25 protein-coding genes are annotated in these 15,172 nt (G+C 59.2%); 14 read left to right on the top strand and 11 right to left on the bottom strand.

Annotation, left to right across the window (positions count from 1 at the left end):
- The coding region (locus ACIQUS_RS26585; protein ID WP_403053982.1) for a DNA cytosine methyltransferase at positions 1-599 on the bottom strand (599 nt) is incomplete at its 3' end.
- A 73-nt stretch (positions 600-672) separates the two neighbouring features.
- Between ACIQUS_RS26585 and ACIQUS_RS26590 the strand changes: the two genes are divergently transcribed.
- On the top strand, positions 673-1,182 hold the full coding sequence (locus tag ACIQUS_RS26590; protein WP_403053985.1) for a hypothetical protein: 510 nt from the start codon (positions 673-675) through the stop codon (positions 1,180-1,182).
- Between the two features lie 52 nt (positions 1,183-1,234).
- Here the strand turns inward: ACIQUS_RS26590 and ACIQUS_RS26595 are convergent, their stop codons facing one another.
- Positions 1,235-1,645, bottom strand: coding sequence for a hypothetical protein (locus tag ACIQUS_RS26595; protein WP_403053988.1), 411 nt, complete (start codon positions 1,643-1,645; stop codon positions 1,235-1,237).
- Between the two features lie 93 nt (positions 1,646-1,738).
- Between ACIQUS_RS26595 and ACIQUS_RS26600 the strand changes: the two genes are divergently transcribed.
- A complete protein-coding gene (locus ACIQUS_RS26600; protein ID WP_403053991.1) occupies positions 1,739-2,110 on the top strand; it encodes a hypothetical protein in 372 nt (123 codons plus the stop codon).
- Between the two features lie 50 nt (positions 2,111-2,160).
- Here the strand turns inward: ACIQUS_RS26600 and ACIQUS_RS26605 are convergent, their stop codons facing one another.
- The 9 genes from ACIQUS_RS26605 to ACIQUS_RS26645 all read right to left on the bottom strand — a co-directional run bounded on the left by ACIQUS_RS26605 (position 2,161) and on the right by ACIQUS_RS26645 (position 7,333).
- Complete coding sequence (locus ACIQUS_RS26605; protein WP_403053994.1) at positions 2,161-2,976, bottom strand: DUF2303 family protein; 816 nt, start codon at positions 2,974-2,976, stop codon at positions 2,161-2,163.
- Positions 2,977-3,007: 31 nt separating this feature from the next.
- On the bottom strand, positions 3,008-3,355 hold the full coding sequence (locus ACIQUS_RS26610; RefSeq protein ID WP_403053997.1) for a hypothetical protein: 348 nt from the start codon (positions 3,353-3,355) through the stop codon (positions 3,008-3,010).
- A gap of 88 nt (positions 3,356-3,443) precedes the next feature.
- A complete protein-coding gene (locus ACIQUS_RS26615) occupies positions 3,444-3,971 on the bottom strand; it encodes a hypothetical protein (RefSeq protein WP_403054000.1) in 528 nt (175 codons plus the stop codon).
- Positions 3,971-4,240 carry a hypothetical protein gene (locus ACIQUS_RS26620; protein ID WP_403054003.1) on the bottom strand — a complete coding sequence of 90 codons (270 nt, stop codon included), beginning with the start codon at positions 4,238-4,240 and terminating at the stop codon, positions 3,971-3,973. The genes ACIQUS_RS26615 and ACIQUS_RS26620 overlap by 1 nt, the downstream gene beginning before the upstream one ends.
- A gap of 27 nt (positions 4,241-4,267) precedes the next feature.
- Positions 4,268-4,654 carry a response regulator transcription factor gene (locus ACIQUS_RS26625; protein WP_403054006.1) on the bottom strand — a complete coding sequence of 129 codons (387 nt, stop codon included), beginning with the start codon at positions 4,652-4,654 and terminating at the stop codon, positions 4,268-4,270.
- 159 nt (positions 4,655-4,813) lie between these two features.
- Positions 4,814-5,032 carry a hypothetical protein gene (locus ACIQUS_RS26630; RefSeq protein ID WP_403054009.1) on the bottom strand — a complete coding sequence of 73 codons (219 nt, stop codon included), beginning with the start codon at positions 5,030-5,032 and terminating at the stop codon, positions 4,814-4,816.
- A 1-nt stretch (position 5,033) separates the two neighbouring features.
- The gene (locus ACIQUS_RS26635) at positions 5,034-5,483 is read right to left on the bottom strand and encodes a tellurite resistance TerB family protein (RefSeq protein ID WP_403054012.1); all 450 of its coding nucleotides are present in this window, start codon (positions 5,481-5,483) and stop codon (positions 5,034-5,036) included.
- 783 nt (positions 5,484-6,266) lie between these two features.
- Positions 6,267-6,518: a DUF1654 domain-containing protein gene (locus tag ACIQUS_RS26640; RefSeq protein WP_403054015.1), complete on the bottom strand. Its 252-nt coding sequence runs from the start codon at positions 6,516-6,518 to the stop codon at positions 6,267-6,269.
- Between the two features lie 167 nt (positions 6,519-6,685).
- Positions 6,686-7,333: a LexA family protein gene (locus tag ACIQUS_RS26645; RefSeq protein WP_403054018.1), complete on the bottom strand. Its 648-nt coding sequence runs from the start codon at positions 7,331-7,333 to the stop codon at positions 6,686-6,688.
- 87 nt (positions 7,334-7,420) lie between these two features.
- Between ACIQUS_RS26645 and ACIQUS_RS26650 the strand changes: the two genes are divergently transcribed.
- The 12 genes from ACIQUS_RS26650 (at position 7,421) to ACIQUS_RS26705 (ending at position 14,977) form a co-directional block, all read left to right on the top strand.
- Positions 7,421-7,633, top strand: a complete 213-nt coding sequence (locus ACIQUS_RS26650; protein WP_403054021.1) for a YdaS family helix-turn-helix protein — start codon at positions 7,421-7,423, stop codon at positions 7,631-7,633.
- Between the two features lie 79 nt (positions 7,634-7,712).
- Positions 7,713-8,114, top strand: a complete 402-nt coding sequence (locus ACIQUS_RS26655) for a hypothetical protein (protein ID WP_403054024.1) — start codon at positions 7,713-7,715, stop codon at positions 8,112-8,114.
- Between the two features lie 295 nt (positions 8,115-8,409).
- Complete coding sequence (locus ACIQUS_RS26660; protein WP_403054045.1) at positions 8,410-9,075, top strand: Rha family transcriptional regulator; 666 nt, start codon at positions 8,410-8,412, stop codon at positions 9,073-9,075.
- Between the two features lie 11 nt (positions 9,076-9,086).
- Positions 9,087-9,857: a helix-turn-helix domain-containing protein gene (locus tag ACIQUS_RS26665; RefSeq protein ID WP_403054048.1), complete on the top strand. Its 771-nt coding sequence runs from the start codon at positions 9,087-9,089 to the stop codon at positions 9,855-9,857.
- Positions 9,854-10,522, top strand: a complete 669-nt coding sequence (locus tag ACIQUS_RS26670) for a replication protein P (RefSeq protein ID WP_403054027.1) — start codon at positions 9,854-9,856, stop codon at positions 10,520-10,522. The genes ACIQUS_RS26665 and ACIQUS_RS26670 overlap by 4 nt, the downstream gene beginning before the upstream one ends.
- Positions 10,523-10,870: 348 nt before the next feature.
- Positions 10,871-11,281 (top strand): VRR-NUC domain-containing protein, encoded by a 411-nt coding sequence (locus ACIQUS_RS26675; RefSeq protein WP_403054051.1) that lies wholly within the window; start codon positions 10,871-10,873, stop codon positions 11,279-11,281.
- Positions 11,278-12,570: a tyrosine-type recombinase/integrase gene (locus tag ACIQUS_RS26680; protein WP_403054030.1), complete on the top strand. Its 1,293-nt coding sequence runs from the start codon at positions 11,278-11,280 to the stop codon at positions 12,568-12,570. Before ACIQUS_RS26675 ends, ACIQUS_RS26680 begins: the two co-directional genes overlap by 4 nt.
- Positions 12,567-12,884: a hypothetical protein gene (locus ACIQUS_RS26685; protein ID WP_403054033.1), complete on the top strand. Its 318-nt coding sequence runs from the start codon at positions 12,567-12,569 to the stop codon at positions 12,882-12,884. Before ACIQUS_RS26680 ends, ACIQUS_RS26685 begins: the two co-directional genes overlap by 4 nt.
- A 10-nt stretch (positions 12,885-12,894) precedes the next feature.
- Positions 12,895-13,236, top strand: coding sequence for an antiterminator Q family protein (locus tag ACIQUS_RS26690; protein WP_403054036.1), 342 nt, complete (start codon positions 12,895-12,897; stop codon positions 13,234-13,236).
- A gap of 69 nt (positions 13,237-13,305) precedes the next feature.
- Positions 13,306-13,698 (top strand): hypothetical protein, encoded by a 393-nt coding sequence (locus ACIQUS_RS26695; protein ID WP_403054039.1) that lies wholly within the window; start codon positions 13,306-13,308, stop codon positions 13,696-13,698.
- Between the two features lie 195 nt (positions 13,699-13,893).
- Entirely contained in the window at positions 13,894-14,220 is a 327-nt protein-coding gene (locus tag ACIQUS_RS26700) for a phage holin, lambda family (RefSeq protein WP_403043073.1), read from the top strand.
- Between the two features lie 16 nt (positions 14,221-14,236).
- Entirely contained in the window at positions 14,237-14,977 is a 741-nt protein-coding gene (locus ACIQUS_RS26705; protein ID WP_403054042.1) for a hypothetical protein, read from the top strand.
- Positions 14,978-15,172: the final 195 nt, after the last annotated feature.

Below are 15,172 nucleotides of genomic sequence, written 5' to 3' on the forward strand. Positions count from 1 at the left end.
CTGCCTGGCTTCTCGATCGGCGACCAGCGCCCGGCGTCGAAATTGAGGAAGCTGGCCGCCGGCACATGCTGACGCCGGTGCAGCTCGAGCATCAGCGGCGCTTTGCTGCGAGTCAGGACTAGGAACAGGCGCACGCGGTGTTGAGGCACGCCTAGGTCGGCACAGTCCACTACGTGCGGGGCGACCTGGTAACCCAGCGCCTGAACGGCTGATACCCAGGCCGGGTAGAGCGCCCAGTCGGTGAACTCTTCGACGTTCTCCACCAGAGCCGCTTCGGGCCTGTGGAACTCCAAGGCCGATACCACCGCCCAGGCTGTTGAGCGTGACGAGTCGTGTTGTGGATTACCTGACTTCTTGCCGCGGGCTTTCGAGTGGCCCTGGCAGCACGGCGAGGCCAGCAGCAGGTCATGCTTTGGCACCTGCTCCCACCGGGCCTGGTGCAAATCCTGGCAGACGTGCTCGGCATGGGGGTGGTTGGCTGAATGCCACTTCACGGCCTCGGGCCAATGGTTGGCAGCCCAGAGAACTTGGACGCCTGCGGCGCGCGCGCCGGTGCTCCATCCGCCGAGGCCGGCGAACAGGTCGATTGCTGTGGGCATAGGGTACCTCAAGTGAATTGGGTAGCTTTCGATTTATGAGCTAGATTTATGGTTTTGGCTGGGAACTAGATCGATGGAAGAATTGTTGGAAGAGCTATCTAAAGTTGTCGAGTCAGGCTTCTATTCAATTGCCTTGTTCACCTCTTTGGCTTTGCCCGACATTTGTGCGGCGATTGAGTCGGATGACGGGCGGGCCAGCGGACCTCAATACAAAGCTTGGTTTGACAAGTGGGTTGCTCATAAGTACACGAAAATGCCAGAAGGAAGAATTAATCTCACTGGGGAGACGTGCTGGGCATACCGGTGTGGTCTCCTGCATCAGGGGAAGGCCATGCACGAGAAGCTTGGGTACTCCCGAATTCTTTTCCTTCCGCCTTCGCAACTGTCTGTTCATAACTGCAGGGCTAATGGCGCCTTTGTTATAGATATACCCACTTTTGTTTCTGATGTTTCATCTTCGGTTTTGGCTTGGATGGATAGAGTTAAAGGAACGGATAATTTTGAGAGGCACTACCCTAATTTGATGAGAAGACATGCTGGAGGGTTGCGACCTTATTTTGAAGGTATTGACGTGTACTCATAATCAGAGACAAACGGTAGCAACTGATATGGAGTTGCTCGGCAGCGCTGGCGGGTCAGGCGGCGGCGCGTACCTTGAAGGTCAGCATGGCCGTTGCGTCGTCGTTGAAGCACTCGGCCAGCTCTTGATATGCCCGGTACTTGGCCTGGCTGGGGGTGGCTGCCCACACGCGCTGCACGTAATGGCGCGCATCGCCCAGCATGCACTTCACGTCATCCCAGTCATACAGATCGTTGGTGAGCACTTCCCACTGTTTGAGCGGCAGCGTCTCGGCCATCTCGCCGTATTGCATTTCCCAGGTGGGGTGGTAGTTGCGGATGCGCTTCTTCGGGTCGCTGTCGAGGATGACGCCGATGTAATGCCCGCGATCGGCCATGATCACCCCGGGCTCGCCGTTGGCGATGACCCGACGCCCTACCTCGGCCGGCACGTTGTAGTGACGGCGAACGTAGTTGTAGTTGCTCATGGCTTCCTCCATGCAGTCACCGCCCTCGCCGGACTGGCGTGATTCGTTGAAGTGGGGTATTGATGTCCGCCCAGTTAACCGAGCAAACCTGTTATGGCGGAAAACGTGCAGTGCCACTATGAAGTGGCGGCTCTAAAGGCAAGGAAACGTTTCATCACATATGCAGTGCTGGCTGTTCTTGCTCCAGTCATTGCTGCTCTTCTGTGTTACGGGCTAGGTAAACCCAGCCTTTGGATAGCACGGGGCGGCGCTGTAATGGCCGGCCTTTCATTTCTTGCCGACTTGAAGGCAAGAGACATGGCAGAGGTTTTCAAACCTGGAGGATTTGTTGGAAACACGTTCAACAGCACTAGAGACAAATACTTTCCGCAGATCAGAGCCTTCCTCAAGATTTCGGTCACACTGGTTCTGATTGGAACTGCTGTATGGGGTTTTGGAGATCTGCTTCCCTCTGGGGCGGAATAGCCCTATGGATGGTGCCCTGGTCTGCAGGTACACCATCCGCTTTGAGGGTGTTACTTCGCGTCGAAAGTGCCGAGGGAAAGCATCGCGGAAGTGCCGACCTTCTCCTCAAGCACCATCTTGAACTCCTGAGCGATGGCCTCACGCTGGGCTTCTTCGCCAATCCAGCGCAGCTTCAGCACCGGCTGTGAACCGCTGGTGATGACGGAGACACGCAGGCGGATCACCTGTTCGCCCAGTCCTTCGAACGGGATCACCTTGAAGTCCAGCCAGGCCGGCAGGGTTTCTTTGCTGCTGGCTTCGATCTGGTCCATGGTGCTGCGGCTGGCGCGGGTCTCACCGACGGCGTGATCGCTCTCCGACGATGCCTTCACGGTGATGGTGCGTACCGCGGCGATGGCCTTGGCAATCGACATGCTGGCGCCGTTCTCATCGGTGGCCGACAGGTGCTGGTTCCAGTCCTCGATCCAGTCGCTCATCGACTTCTGGGCCAGGCTCTGGCCGCACACCGCTTGTACAGCAGCGAAGGCAGCCGACGCTTTCAGGCGCAGCATGGCACGGTCATCGGCGTGGCCTGGTTCATCCGGGGTACCCAGGTTGAACAGCACGATGCAGCTCATGTTGTCCTGGTCGATGAAGCCGCGAGCTGCTGGCGCTGCACGTTCGACCACGTAGGCGGTGTAGTCGGCCAGTGAGTGGGTGGAGTAGGTGCCACGGAAGCGGCTGCGGTGAGACTGATAGCGTTCCAGGTCCAGCACGGTGGAGCTGTCGGGAACGAGGACGGTCGGTGTGTTGGTGTCGAGGGACTTGCCAGCGGCTACCAGAGCCTGGTCGACGATGAGTTGAAGCGCTTCTTTGCTGAGAGACATGCGGTTTTCCTTTGTGCGTGGAGGGTGTTGGTCAGGTGCGCGGGTGGACCGGCGCTTCTTCGCGGGTGAACAACTGGTCGTGCTTCTCGGGGAACAGTGAGAGCTTGCCGCCAGTACCAACGTGCATCGGGGTATCCAGGCTGGTGTTCTCGCTGCGGGTACCGCGCTTGGTCGGCACCTTGTAGTCGAGCTTGTGCTTGATCTTCACCTGGCAGGATTCGCCGATCTGGCTGAAGTCCAGGGTGATGGTGAGCTTCCCGGTTTTGCCGTGATCGACAACGCCGGCGGCAACTTCGGATAGGGCGTGGCCGATCTGGCTGGCAAAGGCGCCGCCGTTCAGTTCCGCGAGGAATTCGGCGGTGTCGGTTGGGGTTGGCATGGCTTCTTCTCCGTGGTCTTGATGCCGCTCGGCGGCAAGGTGAATTGATGCTGGCGCCGGCCGTACCGGACGCGGTTTGAAATGCGCTTCAAGGTCTATCGCTCCAACGTGGGAAGTCGATGCCATGCTTTTCTGCAAGCCGCTTCAGGTAGTGGCTGGTGATGCCGAGCTTCTTCGCGACGAAATGACGGCTGAGGCCGATTCCGCTGTTCGCCCTGATCAATTCCACCAGCTTGGCTTCGGCGTCGGCCTTCGCCTGCCGTGCCACTGCACGGGCCTTGTGCTCCTTGTTGGCGCTTTGGAAGTAGATGCTGGCTTCGCGAGAGATGCGGAATAGTGTGGTTCGGTCGATGCCCAGGGCGCGCACGGCTTCGAGCAGGGTCATGGTCTTGGCGGCGTTGCGAACGCGCTCCAAGGTTTCGCGTCTTTCTGAGGCCGTGGCCCTGGCTACTGGATCACCGCCGTCGCTAAGTCTGCCGTGGTGCGGGCGGCGCGGTTGATACTCGAAACCGGGGAGCTTGGTGGCCTGGCCGCCATTGGCAAAGAACTGGTCGATACTGGCGCTGAGGCTGTCCAAGTCCTGCTGGCGCTGGTTTGGAACAGGGTCGCCAATCATCACGGTTCCCTCGCTCTGCGATCTGCCTTGGCCTCCAGCTGCTGGGCGTAGTTGACCGCCGCTTTGTAGCTGAAGCGGAAGCCACGGGTCTTGCCGGTGGCCAGTTCAACGATGTGATAGGCGCACTCACCCTTGGTCACCACCTGGTAGCGTACGCTCATGGTTGGAGGCTCCTGGCCGATCATCGCGTAGAAGTCGGCGGTTGCGAGGTTGGCGCGGGCGCGCAGGGCGTTCAGGCCGTCCACACGCTGCTGCATGGCTGGATGCATGGTGATTTCCTCGGGGTAGGGCTGGGGTTATGCGACGGGTTCGAGGGTTTCGGAGCGGCGGGTGATTCGAACCTGAGCGATCCGCACCGATGGCGGGCGGCGTTCACGGCGAGCGGGGTCGCCTGTCTGCACGTTTGTCATCGCGTTCATGGCCATCAGGCAGGCAAGCGCGAAGCACATAGGGCTGATGATCTGGCGCCGCATGGCCTCGGCCACCAAGGCGGCGCGGCGGTGAACGCCAAGCTTGTACATGGCGTTCTCGATGCGGTTGGCGACCGTGCCCGGCGCAATCTCCATCAGACGAGCGATCTCTTTGGCGGTCATGCCCTGGGCAACAGCCAGGACACATTCCAGTTCGCGAGGAGCCAGACCCATGTCGAGCTGGCCTTTCCAGGTACCGCTGATAATTTCCATATCGACGCTCTCAGTGGGTGGCTGCATGGGTCGTGACGCTCACCGGGCCGCGAATCTCCCGGACCAAGGGAGCCGGCAAGCGTCACGACCGATGCAGCCCGGTGCTGGGGAAGACCAGGTGATCGGGCAGTTTTCGTCAGGCTGACGTGGCGCTGGTTGTTACTGCTGGGTGCGCAACTCGCTGCGTGGCACCCAGCCATTGCTGGTTTGAACCATGCAGCCGACGAAGGCGGCATAGCGGGTCGTGCGCTCGGTTTGGTAGCCGTACCAGGAGCAGGAACCCCAGGCGAAGGCCCGGAGTACCAGCCAGATCAGTAGGGCGATTGCAATCGAAGCCGCGCAGAACTTGAGAAGCCTGCGTTTATCAGCGATTCGCACGTCAGACCTCGATACCGTAGTCCTGAGGGCGAAGTCCGAAGTGCAGGGCTACCTCCTTGAGCACGACCATCTCACCGGCTTCGATTTCCCCATCAGCCTGGGCGACGGCGATAATGTTCACGAAGGCTTCCTCGGCGTCGGCCTGGGAGTTTTTCACGTCTGCCAGTTCGCGCTTGATAGCCAGCCGGCCTACCTGAAAATTCGCGTTCAGCTGGGCAGTGAAGCGGTTGATGGTTTCGGTGATCTCGCTGCCGAAGTGGCTGAGGTTAGGGTTGGCGCGGATCAGCTCGTCCAGCTTGGCGACTTCGCTGGCTTCGATCTCGCCGTCCGCCGCTGCGATCAGTAGGCCGCCACCGACGATGGCTTGCATCAGGTCGCGGTTGACTACCTTTTTCATCTCGGCTTGCGCATTGCCGGTGTGCTTGCCGAGCAGTTTTTTCAATCCGAACATGGTGGAGCCTCTTTCTGGTTGATTTCCCGTCTGGCCCTGTTGCCAAGGCCAGCTAGTGAAATCTGGTGCCCGGATGTTTAGCCACGCCGGGCCGTGGTAGCCTCGCAAGTCCCTACAACCGTTGAGGCTTATTTGATGGATCAGAAACTTGCGGAACCGAAATGTCCAAGCTGCGCAGTAGTTGGGCTGGGTAACATCGTTAGTCAAAAGAGCGTTCAGCAAAGCAAAGGAGGTGACGCTTGGTTTGAGGTTGCTCACTGTGCGGCGTGCGGTCACATTTATGGGGTTTTCCCAAAGGTTGTGCTTTCTCCAAGCATGCCGCTTCCAAACATGGGCTCATTCAACAGGTAGCTGGTTGAGCTCCGCTTGCCGAGCTGAAAGGTCAGCTTTTCTCTTGTCTAACTGATCAAGCAAAGGCTCGATCAGCCAATAGATGGCTTGGCAAAAGAGTCGTCTCATATCGTTGTCCTGCTTTCCGCGTGGCCCTGAAATAGGGCCACCTGGAGAGCATCCGGCCCACACTCGGCGGGCCGGCAATCTCTAAGTCTTTCTCTCCGACCGCGACCCTGGTCCGCCGGATAACTGGTCTTGGCGCTTTACGCTGCGCGCCTGGGTCAGTTGCCAACCCTCTGGACTGTTAAGGCCTGTCCATCGCTGCCTTCGTTGCTGGCCGGTGGTGATCCGGCGTTAAGGCAAATATAGGGGAACACATATTTATTGTCTATGGGTAAACACATAAAATTATGGGCGTACGATAAAAAGCCCGCATCATGCGGGCTCACTTCAGAGCGTTTCGACGTATTCGCGCCAGGCAACCCTGATCACGCCAGGCTCAAAGCGCTCAATTCGAATGCCGTTCGTTTCTTCAAGCGCATCAAGCAGCCGCGCCCAGTCGGCTTCCGATTCCTCCGGAGCGGGCCTCACATCCACATACTGACGTTTCTGTACATGCGGCGACGCGATGAGCGTTTGAAGTCGGTAGCAAAGGCGCTCGTAGGATTGAGATGGTGAGTATGAGAAGGCGAGGGGCAGCATGCGTGAAGCTCCATATACTGTACATGCATACAGTTATATGGTCTGAAGGAATTTTCAAGGCCGCCCCATATGTAAATTTCGTTTACAGGACAAGGATTCGCCCAGGTTAGAAATCCGCAGGCGAAAAAAAGCCCGGCACTGGGCCGGGCTGGTTCAGTTTTTTCTGGCTAGAGCTTCATCATTGCGCGGACGACCACCCCAACGATGCGACAACCTTCCGCACACACCTCTACAGGATAAGCAGGGTTCAAAGGCTTAAGGAAGCGGCGACCACCATCGTCAACCAGCTTCTTGAAGGTGGCTTCGTTGCTGTCTGCGAGCTTTGCCACAACCAGCTTTCCCGAAATAGCCTCGGCTTCGGTATCGACCAGGATCATCATGCCTTCCGTAATGCTCGTGCCAACTGGGGAGGTCATAGAATCCCCCTTTACCTCCAGCCAGAAGGCAACGCCCTTTGAGTCGTAGTCGGACAACTCATAACGGTCGGAAAAGCCTGGTGGGAATGGCTCTACCGCCTCCGCCCAGGCGCCCGCAGCGACCCAGCTGATAACTGGGTAGCGGTAGGAAGGTTGCTCTACCGGCGACACGTTCGAAGGCTCACCCAAGCCGGCGAGCATTTCTCCGGCACCTTTCTCGAGCCACAGGGCTGACACACCGCAGGCTTTTGCGATGGAGGCATTGTATGAGGAGCGCCCTGATCGGCCTCTTTCCAGATCGGAAATGGAAGCCTGGTCAATACCAACGAGCTTCGCCAACTCCACTTGCGTCAGTCGGGCATGCTTTCTGGCTGCTTTAACGCGGTCTTTGTATTCCATTTGCTGATTATTACGGGCCTTCCCATATGGTTGCAAATAGGTATACCTATGACCTAGGATATGGGTATTCACATATGGAGCGGCAGCATGAACGCCATCTTTAAGGACCTCGTTGCCTTCTTCGGAACGCAGGAGGTGACCGCCGAAAAGCTCGGAGTTGACCAAAGCACTGTCTCCGGATGGGTGCGAGGCAAGCACGGAATGTCCCCAGTGGTAGCGAAGCGAGCTGAGCGGCTCACCGCTGGCAAGTTCAAGAAAGAGAGTCTTTGCCCGGCGTTTCCATGGGAAGACGTCGCTTGACGACACAAATTATGAGCGACCTGGCGTTGCGCCAGTAGATGACCAAAACACCTGTGATTTTGACCAGTAGGAGATAGGGATGGACGGGATCACCACCACCACGCTCGGGGCAATTGATGTTCAGGACGAGGCCTACGTGCTTGCCGTGTTCGAGGCCGAGGAGCTTGAGGCACAAGCCAGAGCGTTGTACGCGAAAGCAGAAGCCCTTCGCGGACAACGCCGCATCACGGTAACGATCTCAGCCCCGGCCGGCAAAGCTGGTTTCAGCGTGCTGACCAGGGTGGGAGGGCGAGTTTATTCGACCGGCCCAGCCAGCTCGGCCGAGGAGGCTTGTCAGATCGCGTATCACCTCATTCAAGGTTATCAACGACCACTTCGCCTGCCGCCGTTCGGTACACGTGTGGATCGAACACTACCTGGAATCTTGGAGGGTTTTGAAGGGTGGGGCGGAAGTCCACAAAGCGAAGTCCCGAAAAACTGATTTCAGCTCCCTCGGGAAGCTCATTCAGCTTCTCGATTAGATCCTCACGACTGATCGTTGGAATTCTTTCGTTTGTCATGTCCGGCCTCCGATGGCCTTTTCGTTGGGAAGCAAAAAGCTACCACGGATGCGCCGGACACCAATACCGCCTGAATTGCAGGCAAAAAAAAACCGCCTGGCAGGGCGGCTTCTTCAAAACACATCGGAGTCGATTATGCACATGGCAGTCGATACAAGCAACAACAAGCCAAGCGTTTCAGTTTTCGGCGGCGCTCCGAATCTGTCGCGTCAGGTCATGTCGTCCCGGGAGATCGCCGAGCTGACCGGCAAGGCTCACGATAACGTGCTGCGGGATGCTCGCACCCTGGTTAAACAGGGTGTCCTCAAAACTGAGGAGACCCTTTATACCCACCCACAGAACGGACAGGCCTACCCGGAGTTTCTGCTGAGCCAGCGCGACACCCTGGTGCTCGTCTCCGGCTACAACGCGCAGTTGCGCGCCAAGATCATCGATCGTTGGCAGGAGCTGGAGGGCAGGGTAGTCGCTCATCTTCAGGTGCCCACAACCTTCGCCGAGGCCCTTCGCCTGGCAGCGGAACAGGTTGAGCAGAATCAGCAGCTCCAGCAAGTCATCGACCATCAGGCTCCCAAGGTGGCTGCAATCAAGCGTTTGGCTGCCGCTGGCGGGGCCATCTGCATCACCGATGCCGCCAAGCACCTGCAGGTCCCTCCGTCGAAGCTGTTCGACTGGCTTGAGCAGCACCGCTGGATCTATCGCCGTAAGGGCTCCCGCCGCTGGGTCGCCTTTCAGCCACGTATCACTGCCGGTCTGATGAAGCACAAGGTGACCGGGCTGAAGCCTGACACTGAAACTGGCGTAGAGCGCGCTGCGTTCGATGTGCTGGTGACGCCGAAGGGCATTGCTCGCCTGGCAGAACTGAAAGCTGGGAGTTCGCTGTGAGTGTTCAAGCCATGACCTGGGCCTTGGCCATTCCCAGGGCTGCTCTGGATAACCCTGCTGCACGTCATGTTCTGTTGTGTCTCGCCAACTACGCCGGTAGTGACGGGCGCGGTGCATTTCCGTCGGCCGGAACTCTCTCGGAAGACACCGGCCTGTCTGAGCGTACCGTGCGCCTGAAGCTGGATGAGCTGGAGAAGGCTGGGTGGATCGCCGAAGGTAATCAGGCAATCGCTGCTGCCTACATCGACCGTCGCGATCGCCGCCCAGTGGTTTATGACCTCCAGCTTAAGCGGGGTGCAAATGCTGCACCTCGTAAAGAACGGGGTGCAGATAACCGCACGGGGTGCAGCTCACAGCAGAACGGGGTGCAGGAAAACGCAGAACGGGGTGCAGCAGCTGCACCCAATCCGTCAGTGAACCATCAAGGAACCGAAGAGCAGCAGCCGCGCGAGCTGTCGGGCGTGATCGAGGAGCAGGATCGCCAGGCACTGGAATCGCAGGACGATCTGCAACGCTTCGCCATGTTCGCCGAATGGAATCCACCGGCTGCCTTGGTGAACGCCCAACTGACCCTGGCGGGACTCAACCTGGAGGCACTCACCGAAGAGTCGCTCAAGACCTTCCTGGGTTACTACGTCGCCAAGCCGCGTGTGTTTGACAGCAACGGCGGGTGGTGCTTCCGCCTGGCCAAGTGGCTCAAGAGTGAAAAGGCGAAGGCTGCAGGTGAATCGGCGCAGGAGGAAGCCGGGGCCGACTGGGCCTCGAAGGGAGTTCGAGTATGACCGCAACCAACGTTCGCCAGCTTCTGGCTGCTCGCCAGCCTGATCCGACCTACCAGCCACCAGTAGAGCCCGGCGCGATGCCGATCGACCCAGCCACCCGCCAGGTGATCGAAGACCTGTTTCTTCGGTTGCGCGGTGCCTGCGGTGCGTGGCGCCAGTCCTGGCCGACCCCGGCGGTGATGGACGCGGCCAAGCTGGAATGGCTCGGCGAGTTCATGCGCTCGGGCATCACCCGTCTGGAGCAGATCGACCACGGTATGCGTGTGTTGAGTGCGAGCAAGTCGGCATTCATCCCGGCGCCCGGCGTTTTTGTGAGCTGGTGTTTTGCCCCGGAAGGCCTGGGTCTGCCCAGCGTCGAGAAGGCCTACGCCCAAGGGCTGCGCAACTGCCACCCGGCAATGCGCGCTTCGGCAAAGTGGATGCATCCAGCTGTTTACCACGCCACAGCAGCCACCGGCTTCCACAGCCTGCCGCTGATGTCGCGTGACCTCGGCATGAGCTGCTTCGAAAAACACTACCTGGCGCAGTGCCGGAAGATCTGGAAAGGCGAGAGCCTGGGCCCGGTGCCGGTCGCTGAGCTTCCCGCTCCTGCGGTGCCACGCTCCCTCGATGTTGGTCGGGCTGCCCTGCAACAGCTGCGCGCTGGCCGGAGCGCTCGCCCATGACTGATCCCATGCTGGTGAGCCCCGACCTCTCCGAATACCGCTGGGCTTTGTACGCCGGCGGGCACTTGCTCGACCTCACCTCTCAGCCGCAGTCCCCTGTGGCCCTTTACCGCGACGACCAGCTGGCGCACAGCCACGGGGCGTCCCTCTGGCCGGCCACTTATGCCGTCGTTGACCTTCAAGGAGCTGATCGCCCATGAACACTATCCACTGGGATTACGTGCTGTTCGCCGCCATGTTGCTTGCCTCCGGTTGCGTCCTGGCCTGGGGCTCAATGCTGGCCCGTCGGGTAAAACAGGAGGAGCGCCGGTGAATAGTCAGAGACCTCCGTTCCGAAACCCGCCCCGCATACTCCAGGCGAAGAAACCCAGAGCTAAGCCGATTGACCGCGAAGGACTGGAGCAGGCCGCGCTGATGGTGGAGCTCGCGTTGCGCTATCCGGCGGCGGCCAAGTTGATCTACCACGTCCCGAACGGTGGCCACCGGCACAAGCAGGTGGCGATCAAGCTGAAAGAGCAGGGCGTAAAAGCCGGGGTCCCTGACTTGGTGCTGCCCATGGCCCGCGGCGGGCACTTCGGCCTGTACATCGAGTTCAAGGCCAAGCCACCGTTCGACGCCGCCGTGTCCCCGAGCCAGGATGCCTATCTCCAGGCGCTGCTCGATCAGGGTTACCTGGCGATCGTCTGCCGCGGTTCAATCGACGCCCTGGAGGCCATTCGCGCCTACCTGCTGCAGCCGCCGACCAAGGTGGCCGCATGACCGGGACAGCCGCAGTGAAGATCACCGATGCCGAGATCCGGCGTCAGGCCCTGGGCGCGGTTCGCGATCTGCGCGACGTCGAGAACCGGGGCCTGTACCTGCGCTTCAATGCGGCGCGCGATCGAGCCTCGTGGTACCTGGTGGTCAAGGGCAAGTGGAACCATATCGGCAACCATCCCGACCTGGGCGCCAAGCAGGTGGTCGCGGCATTGCCCGATATCCGCCTGCGCCTGAATGCCGGCGAGGCATCGAGTCTGTCCAGCTGGATAACCACGGGCGATCTTCTGGGCTGGTTCGCTGATCGCATGGCCCGGGACCGCAACCTGTCAGCCAAGCGCAAGAGCACCGGTGCCTCGGCGATCAAGCGTCACCTGATGCCGCGTCTGGGTGAGACGCCGCTGGGGCAGCTCGACAAGGCGGTGCTCGACCGCCAGTTGATGTGGCCATTGCAGGAATCGCTGTCGATCGACTACGTGCGGCTGGTGTTCCAGCTGCTGGCTTTGGCCTTCCGCCAGGCGCACAAACTGGGGCTGATCAGTGCAAACCCACTGGCCGGTATCCGTTTCGGCGACTTCTCCAAGGCCAAGGTTACGGTGAAGCCCTCGCGGCTGCGCGGTGTGCACCTGGACGAGCTGCTGCAGCGCCTGCTGGCAGCCATGGCCAACCAGCCGCCATCCGGGATGCTGGCCCTGATGATGCTCTGCCACGGCACCCGCATCGGCGAGACCCGGCAAGCCCGCTGGAGCCACATCAGCCTGGCCGAGTATGAGTGGTTCATTCCTGCCGAGCACACCAAGACCGGCGTCGAGCACCGCCTGCCGCTCACCGAACAGGTCCGCACGCTGCTGATCAGCTACCGGCGGGCCCAGCAGAACCAAGGCTATGACGGTCCGTTCCTGTTCCCGGGGCGCCAGGGCAAGGCGCTGGGTGAGGTCAAGGCGAGCGAGGTGTTCACCCGGCTGGGCCAGGGTGAATGGACCAGCCACGACCTGCGCAAGCTGGCCCGAACCGGCTGGGCAGACCTCGGGGTCGATCACCTGATTGGTGAGCTGCTGATCAACCATGCCATGGGCCACAACGTGAAGGTGTACATCCAGTCCGACGTGATGGCCCGCAAGCGTGAGGCCCTGGAGCTGTGGCACGCACACCTTGATGAGAAGGGTTTCGCGCAGATTCACGGATTGACCGGTGATAGATCCGAAGATTCCGGGATTCCAGCGCAGGCCGCGTCAGACAAGGGCTGCACGGCCATTCACGAAACAACCATAGGCGAGGATTCGAAGGCATGAAAAAGAGCCATGGACCGGCCTTCCGCAAGGAGGCAATAGACCTAGCCCAGTGCCCAGCCTGCAAGGGAAGGGCGGTGATCAAGGGTGTCTTCCATGACCTGGCATGCTTGCAGTGCAATGCCTCGGGCTGGGTGTCAGTCGCAAGCGGTATGGCGCTGCCGCTGGAAGACCTGGTTACGCAATTGAGCCTGCGCCTGCAGGCTGCACAGCGACAGATCAACGAACTGAAGCAACCTCGGGCGGTAGGGGCTGAGGCGATTTACCAGGACAACAACCGTCGCGGCGCCGGCGGCACGAACTACACCGGGGATTGAGGGGACGGTCATGAAAATAGCTGAGCGGACTGTAGAAGACTTGCTGGAACACTGGGGGCGTTGGGTTGTGCTGGGTTCGGGCGTGTCGTGCTGCGCTTCCCGCGAAAATGACCTGCATACGCCCATGATCACCGACGACGAGGCCTTGTTGATGGATCGATTGGTTGGACGCCTTCGCAGCCGCTATCGGGAGTCAGGTAACGTGATTTTTAAGTACTACACTTCTCGAGACATCTCGTTGATGGTCGTCGGGAAAAAGCTGGGCTTTGGGGAAGAGAAAACACGTCAGCTCTGGAAGGCAGGAACGGCATGGATTGATGGTGCTCTGGAGATGCGACGACAAAGCGCATGACGGATTAGGCTAATTTGGGGGCAAGTATAGAAGCGGCCTTTCTTATACTTTCAACCATGAGTAAACGATATGAGCCTGTCAGACAGAACTTTGCGAAGGTATCGGCTAGGTTTCAGCTTAGCCTTAATGGTGGCTCTACCCATAACACTACTACTGCCCGAGACTGCAGGTTTTTTAGAAAAACCTGCTCAGCATATGGAACGTTATCCGAGCACTTGGTGGACCAGATGGAAGTATGAATTTGAGGCAATGGTCCCAGCTATTTCGTTTCTGACTTCTGTTGTCTCCTTGGTAGGGCTGCTAGTCACTACTGTCATCTCGTGGCGGAAGGATCGACGAGAAACAGCCTCTACGCGTGTTGAGCTTGAGAAGAAGAAGCTGGAGCTTGAAATGCTACGCCACGATTTATCTCGAAAGCAGAGTGAAAAGTTGCGTGACGGAAGCGATCCTCCCTTGGAATGAAATGAGAGGTTGACATCCCCGGGCTCTATCTTTAGATTTTACGTTACTTTGCGGTTTTTCCGCGTGCAAAGCCCGTCTTGAGGATGGGCTTTTTGCTTTCCTGAGCCCAGCCATCGCGCTGGGCTTTTCCGTTTCTGGAGCTTGCCCGCCATGTGCGGGTTTTCACTTCCGACTCCCTGCGAGGGAGGACTTGAGATGCCAAACATGCCCGAAAAAGATCCCAACCTTTGGGCTGTGGTGTTCGCCTGGCTCGCAGCCCACCAGCCACAGCTGTTTGCATTTTTCCTGTCCATCGGGATTGCTGTGTTGCGGGTTATCTACGGCGGTGGCACTCGCCGACAGATGTTCCTGGAAGGAGGGCTATGCGGCCTGGTCACCCTAGCCCTGGTGCCACTGCTTGAATGGTTCGGTCTGCCGCAAAGCATGGCCACCTTCGCTGGTGGCATGGTCGGGTTCATGGGCGTTGAGAAGCTTCGCGACTACTCCGATCGGTTCATGGGGCGGAAGGCAGATACCCTTTGAGTTCGTGAGGTGAGGCATGTTCAAGCTTGATGCTCGCACTGACGTTGAGGAACTATCCAAGGCCTTGAGGACATTGGGTCAGAAGCAACTTCCATATGCTCTCGCGCTCATGGCCACTCGGTTGGCGGTGTTGGTGAAGAAGGGAGAATTGGCCGTGATGCGGGAGCGGCTTGATCGGCCGACCGCTACTACGGTGAACAGCCTCTATATCAAGCCTGCAAAGAAGGGGAACCCAGAAGCCCGCACCTTCTTCAAGGATTCGTGGACTTCAGGCGTTCCAGCCGACACGTACCTGCAGCAGGTGGTGAAGGGTGGTCACCGACCACATAAGCGCTTCGAAAAAGCACTTATTGCCAGGGGCATCATGGCCCCAAGTCAATACGCGTTACCGGCGGAGGCAGTTCTGAACGAGTTCGGCAACGTGCCTCGCGGCTTGATCATGAAGATCCTTTCAGGACTGGGAGCCGCTGAGACGGTCAGCGGTGTGCAGGCCAATGCCACCGGCAGCAAACGCAGCAAGCGCAAGGGTAACGCCGACAAGTACTTCGCCGGCGAGGTTGATGGTACCCAGGGCATCTGGGAGAAGAGGAAGACAGCGTTCGGTGACGCCGTTCGACCGGTCTTCATCTTCAGCGAGAGCGAGCCTGGCTATCGGGTGATCGTCCCGTTCTACAAGATCGCCGACAACATCGTGCAGGCGAACCGAGCGAAAGAGTTCGCCAGCGCGATGGATCAGGCATTGGCGACGGCCAGGTGATGGCAGAGGGGTGGGGTCCCCCCCCTTTGGGTCCTTCCTGGGCCCCCCGGGCATTGCGGGTAATTCGGGCCCCGCTCGACATCTATGTATGACCTTTTTCCGGAGGTTGGTTGTTGTTTAGTCATGGCCAAAAACGAAACAACCAGGCAGCCGGGATGGTTGAACAAATCCGAGATGGCGAAATCGCTCGGCATT

It is taken from the genome of Pseudomonas sp. NPDC090755 (genome assembly GCF_044769005.1).
Classification (GTDB): Bacteria; Pseudomonadota; Gammaproteobacteria; order Pseudomonadales; family Pseudomonadaceae; genus Aquipseudomonas.

What these genes read in the sequence shown, in the direction of transcription:
- ACIQUS_RS26590 (WP_403053985.1), top strand. Translation starts at nt 673, where the DNA reads ATGGAAGAATTGTTGGAAGAGCTATCTAAAGTTGTCGAGTCAGGCTTC.
- ACIQUS_RS26595 (WP_403053988.1), bottom strand. Translation starts at nt 1,645, where the DNA reads ATGAGCAACTACAACTACGTTCGCCGTCACTACAACGTGCCGGCCGAG.
- ACIQUS_RS26600 (WP_403053991.1), top strand. Translation starts at nt 1,739, where the DNA reads ATGGCGGAAAACGTGCAGTGCCACTATGAAGTGGCGGCTCTAAAGGCA.
- ACIQUS_RS26605 (WP_403053994.1), bottom strand. Translation starts at nt 2,976, where the DNA reads ATGTCTCTCAGCAAAGAAGCGCTTCAACTCATCGTCGACCAGGCTCTG.
- ACIQUS_RS26610 (WP_403053997.1), bottom strand. Translation starts at nt 3,355, where the DNA reads ATGCCAACCCCAACCGACACCGCCGAATTCCTCGCGGAACTGAACGGC.
- ACIQUS_RS26615 (WP_403054000.1), bottom strand. Translation starts at nt 3,971, where the DNA reads ATGATTGGCGACCCTGTTCCAAACCAGCGCCAGCAGGACTTGGACAGC.
- ACIQUS_RS26620 (WP_403054003.1), bottom strand. Translation starts at nt 4,240, where the DNA reads ATGCATCCAGCCATGCAGCAGCGTGTGGACGGCCTGAACGCCCTGCGC.
- ACIQUS_RS26625 (WP_403054006.1), bottom strand. Translation starts at nt 4,654, where the DNA reads ATGGAAATTATCAGCGGTACCTGGAAAGGCCAGCTCGACATGGGTCTG.
- ACIQUS_RS26635 (WP_403054012.1), bottom strand. Translation starts at nt 5,483, where the DNA reads ATGTTCGGATTGAAAAAACTGCTCGGCAAGCACACCGGCAATGCGCAA.
- ACIQUS_RS26640 (WP_403054015.1), bottom strand. Translation starts at nt 6,518, where the DNA reads ATGCTGCCCCTCGCCTTCTCATACTCACCATCTCAATCCTACGAGCGC.
- ACIQUS_RS26645 (WP_403054018.1), bottom strand. Translation starts at nt 7,333, where the DNA reads ATGGAATACAAAGACCGCGTTAAAGCAGCCAGAAAGCATGCCCGACTG.
- ACIQUS_RS26650 (WP_403054021.1), top strand. Translation starts at nt 7,421, where the DNA reads ATGAACGCCATCTTTAAGGACCTCGTTGCCTTCTTCGGAACGCAGGAG.
- ACIQUS_RS26655 (WP_403054024.1), top strand. Translation starts at nt 7,713, where the DNA reads ATGGACGGGATCACCACCACCACGCTCGGGGCAATTGATGTTCAGGAC.
- ACIQUS_RS26660 (WP_403054045.1), top strand. Translation starts at nt 8,410, where the DNA reads ATGTCGTCCCGGGAGATCGCCGAGCTGACCGGCAAGGCTCACGATAAC.
- ACIQUS_RS26665 (WP_403054048.1), top strand. Translation starts at nt 9,087, where the DNA reads ATGACCTGGGCCTTGGCCATTCCCAGGGCTGCTCTGGATAACCCTGCT.
- ACIQUS_RS26670 (WP_403054027.1), top strand. Translation starts at nt 9,854, where the DNA reads ATGACCGCAACCAACGTTCGCCAGCTTCTGGCTGCTCGCCAGCCTGAT.
- ACIQUS_RS26680 (WP_403054030.1), top strand. Translation starts at nt 11,278, where the DNA reads ATGACCGGGACAGCCGCAGTGAAGATCACCGATGCCGAGATCCGGCGT.
- ACIQUS_RS26685 (WP_403054033.1), top strand. Translation starts at nt 12,567, where the DNA reads ATGAAAAAGAGCCATGGACCGGCCTTCCGCAAGGAGGCAATAGACCTA.
- ACIQUS_RS26690 (WP_403054036.1), top strand. Translation starts at nt 12,895, where the DNA reads ATGAAAATAGCTGAGCGGACTGTAGAAGACTTGCTGGAACACTGGGGG.
- ACIQUS_RS26695 (WP_403054039.1), top strand. Translation starts at nt 13,306, where the DNA reads ATGAGCCTGTCAGACAGAACTTTGCGAAGGTATCGGCTAGGTTTCAGC.
- ACIQUS_RS26700 (WP_403043073.1), top strand. Translation starts at nt 13,894, where the DNA reads ATGCCAAACATGCCCGAAAAAGATCCCAACCTTTGGGCTGTGGTGTTC.
- ACIQUS_RS26705 (WP_403054042.1), top strand. Translation starts at nt 14,237, where the DNA reads ATGTTCAAGCTTGATGCTCGCACTGACGTTGAGGAACTATCCAAGGCC.